The organism is Salinivibrio sp. MA427 (genome assembly GCF_001996115.1).
In the GTDB taxonomy this organism is placed as follows: domain Bacteria; phylum Pseudomonadota; class Gammaproteobacteria; order Enterobacterales; family Vibrionaceae; genus Salinivibrio; species Salinivibrio costicola.
The window spans coordinates 1-3816 of sequence record NZ_MUFH01000253.1 but is presented as its reverse complement, the minus strand read 5'-3'; the positions used below and the strand labels follow the sequence as shown (position 1 = coordinate 3816).

Below are 3816 nucleotides of genomic sequence, written 5' to 3'. Positions count from 1 at the left end.
AATTGAGGCGTAACTCGCTGATTTTTAAGTTCGATGTTAATTTATATGGGCGTTCGTGCTCAGATCCCGAGTTCATCTAACAAGTCGTTACTGCCATTGTCTTTCTTTTCATTTTTATCGTTAGATTTTCCTTCCAGCTGACGCACGGTTTCTGCCTCTAAAATAGAATCCGGATCGACTTCTTCGCCTTCTTCAAAATCTTGCAGCTGAATGAATTCAGTGCGTTCCATCGCGAGTTCTAGATAAAAAATATGATTATTTTCGGTGGTAAAGCTGACCCGGCGCGCTTGAGGTTTATCAATATTGCTGTCGACAGACACGGAGATATTTTTGTTCACCGCCATCATCTTCGGCTGGTTTTGCGTGATAGACGTCTGAATTGAGCGCTTAATCTTGCCYGTGAAGTCACCGATGATTTGGTTCATCAGTTCGCCAAGTACATCACCGACTTCATCCGCTGTATGTTGAGTGGCAAGCTCTTCTTCGGGGATCCCCATATGCTGCATATAGTTGCGATAAATCTCTAACGCCGCTTGTGAGGAGAAGTTAATCACGACGAGTCCCGAAAAGCCGCCATCAAATAATACAAAGCACCCGATATCCGGCTTAAGACTGGTTTTGACTATTTTTTGCACCATTGCGGCATGATGCACGGGAGAGTCCGTGGCTTTGGTTAACACTGCTGTGGCAGATTGACATAGTTTGAGCAGGATGTCCTCGGAGGTGACAACTTTGGTTTTTCTCATTATTCACTACCGTTTTGGTTGCTGATACTTACCTTGAGTGTGGCACCGGAACGCGAGGTTTGTACACCGATTTTCTAGATATTCGGATAAGGGATCACACCGATTCACTATTTTTGATGTTGGACACATTAAGTCTCAAGCGTGTCGAGCGCACGAGTCAGACGTATGATCGCCGTTTGCATCTGCGCTAACGCTTTGACAAGTGCTTGTGTGTCCTGTGTGTTGGCAGCATGTTCGGCGTCAAGGCACGCTTGATGCAATTCTGWTGCGCCAATACTGCCTGTCGCGGACTTCTGTTTATGTGCTGTGTCTTTGATATCTTGCCAATCTGTAAACGGCGGCGCTAACTGGCTCAGCGTGTTGATGCTCGGTAAACTGCGCCGGCGAAATATCGCAATGATATCAAGATAAGCGTGTTTCTGGCCGGCGTAGAGTCGTTCGATAACACTTAAATCTAAAACGGTTGGCGAGCTCTCGTGTTGCACAGAGAGGGTAGACGTTTCCTCTTGGGCCTTGTCGGTGGTTGAATGGGAACCTTGGTGAAGCCAGTGACTTAAGCGGCTTTCGAGCTGCTCTAACTCAATGGGCTTGGTGATATAATCATCCATACCCGCTGCAAAACAACGTGCGTCTTCACCACTGAGTGCATTGGCAGTAATAGCGATAATAGGGACGTATCCCGTGGATGACTGCTGCTCTCTCAATGCGGTTGCGAGTGCATAACCATCTTTATTGGGCATATGGCAGTCTGTTAAGACCAGATCAAAGCGCGTGCTTTGGTAAGCCTGCAATGCTTGTTCACCATCATCAACCATCACAACGTGATAACCGAGATAATGGAGTTGTTGTGTCAAAACGCGTTGATTAGTGGGGTTGTCTTCGGCAACCAGTATATGTCCACGTATCGATTTGCCATGGCGCTCTCTTGCTTGCATGTCGGGGATAATATTTAGCTCGAGAGATTCCCCCAACATGCTAACCTCTGGGCTGTCTAAGCCTAAACACACACGGATCCCATGCACTAAGCGGCGATAAGTGAGCGGTGAGGCAAAAAGCTCGACCAGGTATTTGTTAGGATGGGTATTCAGTGACAGCTTCTCTCGTAGCGCAATGATGTGTTTCACCCCAAGCGCATCAAAACGCGTCTCGTCACTTGTGTCCTGAGTGATCAAGAGAACATGTCTGGCAGCGACAAGCGCAGGCGTGCTTGACGCCTCCTTTTGTAGGATAAGCGTCTCGTTTGGATTAGCTGTCGCATGTGCAATACCTAAATGATTGAGATAGAGGTTGATGGCGTGTTTTAGCTCGCCGTCGGGTAAATCAAGGTAAATAAACAGTGTGTCGATATCGTCACGACTAAGTGGCGCAGGATGAGGTGCACCCAATCTGTCAGTGGTGTAACTTAAGCGAACTTGAAATTCGGTTCCTTTATCCTGTTCACTCTCAACCGTTATCTCACCATCGAGTAAATCGATAATATTTTTACAAATCGCTAAGCCGAGTCCGGACCCACCATACTCACGAGTAGTGGATGATTCTGCTTGGTTAAAGGGTTGAAATATGGTGTCTAATTTGTCGGGGCTGATGCCTATACCATTATCCGCTATTGTGACGTTCAATCCTGTTTTTTCCGGTGTGCCTGTGTCGAACGGTGTGATTTTGACATCGACTTTTCCCAGCTTGTCACGGTGACTGCCAGAAAACTTAATTGCATTGCCCACAAGGTTATAAAGGACCTGTTTAAGCCGGTTAGGATCGCCAATCAGTGAGTCAGGCAGTTCAGGATCAATAAATAGTGACAATGTCACATTTTGTTTTTTGGCATTGTGGCTCACCGTGTCCATCACTTGATCAACCGTTTCAGAGAGAGAAAAGGTAACCTGCTCCAGCTGCAGTTTTCCTGATTCGGTGCGGGAGAAATCAAGAATATCGTTAATAATCGAAAGCAATGAAAGGGCTGATTCTCTTACTGTGCTCAGCAACCCGTGTTGGGATTGGGTTAGCGAAGAGCGACGCAGTAGATCCAACATCCCGATGACCCCGTTCATGGGGGTGCGTATTTCATGGCTCATGGTGGCAAGAAACTGCGCTTTAACCCGAGATGCACTTTCAGCTCGTTCCTTTTCTGCTATCAATTGCTCACGTGCTTGGTTGCGCGAGATAATGTGGGCTCGGAATATCACTAAGCTCTGTGCAATCTTTCCGACTTCATCGGTTCTATCTTGAAAATGACTAGACGGTGGTGTCATGTCACCCGCGACCAGTCGCTGCATCGAATCTGCCAGCGCGGCGATTGGCTGAGTAAAAGACTGATAAATATAAAAATACATGCCGCTACTGACAAACAAAATAAATAACAATAAATAGCCAAGATTCAATTGATTCGAATGAAGAATAGATTGTAAGTCGGTCATTGAGCGGGTAACTTCATTACCTGTGCCTTGTGCAAAACGGGAAAGTGCATTCTCTAGCGCATGATACTCATGATCGCTGAGCGTGCGAACTGCCTTCATGGCAGCGACTTTGGCGTTCGGTTGGTAATTGTTAAAAATGGCAATACCGCTGCGCTTAAAGCTAGTAAAGTGATTGTTTAATCGCGCAATTTTTTTGAGTGAGGCAGGGTCATTAAGCTCGAACTGTGTTAATGACAAATATTGCTCAAAGGTAACCATATCTTCCATAAAGTATTGACGGCTACTCGTGCGACCTTCTAAATACTGATTTAGCTCGGTAAGCATATCGCCGTTTTCATCGACGAGCTCGTCGAGGTATTGTAATACCGCTAAGTTGTCGGGTTGCTTTAACTCCTGGGTGGCTTTGAGTTCGGCAACGAGGTTATCAATTGGGCGAGCGACATCAATGGATAATCGCATCAATTGCTTGCGTGCCCATTGCTCAGCCACAGGATCAAACTCGGTTAATACTTTTTGATGTGCGATGCGTTGAAAGCGTTCGTAGAGTTGACTGACTTTTTCGAGTTGTTGTTTTTCATCGGGTTTGATGGTTTTTAGTTCTTTTAGCGCGTTTTCAAAGTCTTGTTGATTCTCTAGAAACACCGATAGCGATTCGT

Annotated in this window: 2 protein-coding genes; both read right to left on the bottom strand. The window is 46.1% G+C overall.

Translation table 11 applies throughout. The features are described 5' to 3' along the window. Nucleotides 1–59: 59 nt before the first annotated feature. Nucleotides 60–746 (bottom strand): DUF3334 family protein, encoded by a 687-nt coding sequence (locus BZG79_RS12800; protein ID WP_077575979.1) that lies wholly within the window; start codon nucleotides 744–746, stop codon nucleotides 60–62. A gap of 128 nt (nucleotides 747–874) precedes the next feature. Continuing rightward, a partial coding sequence (locus BZG79_RS12795) for an ATP-binding protein (RefSeq protein ID WP_077774584.1) occupies nucleotides 875–3816 on the bottom strand: 2942 nt, incomplete at its 5' end.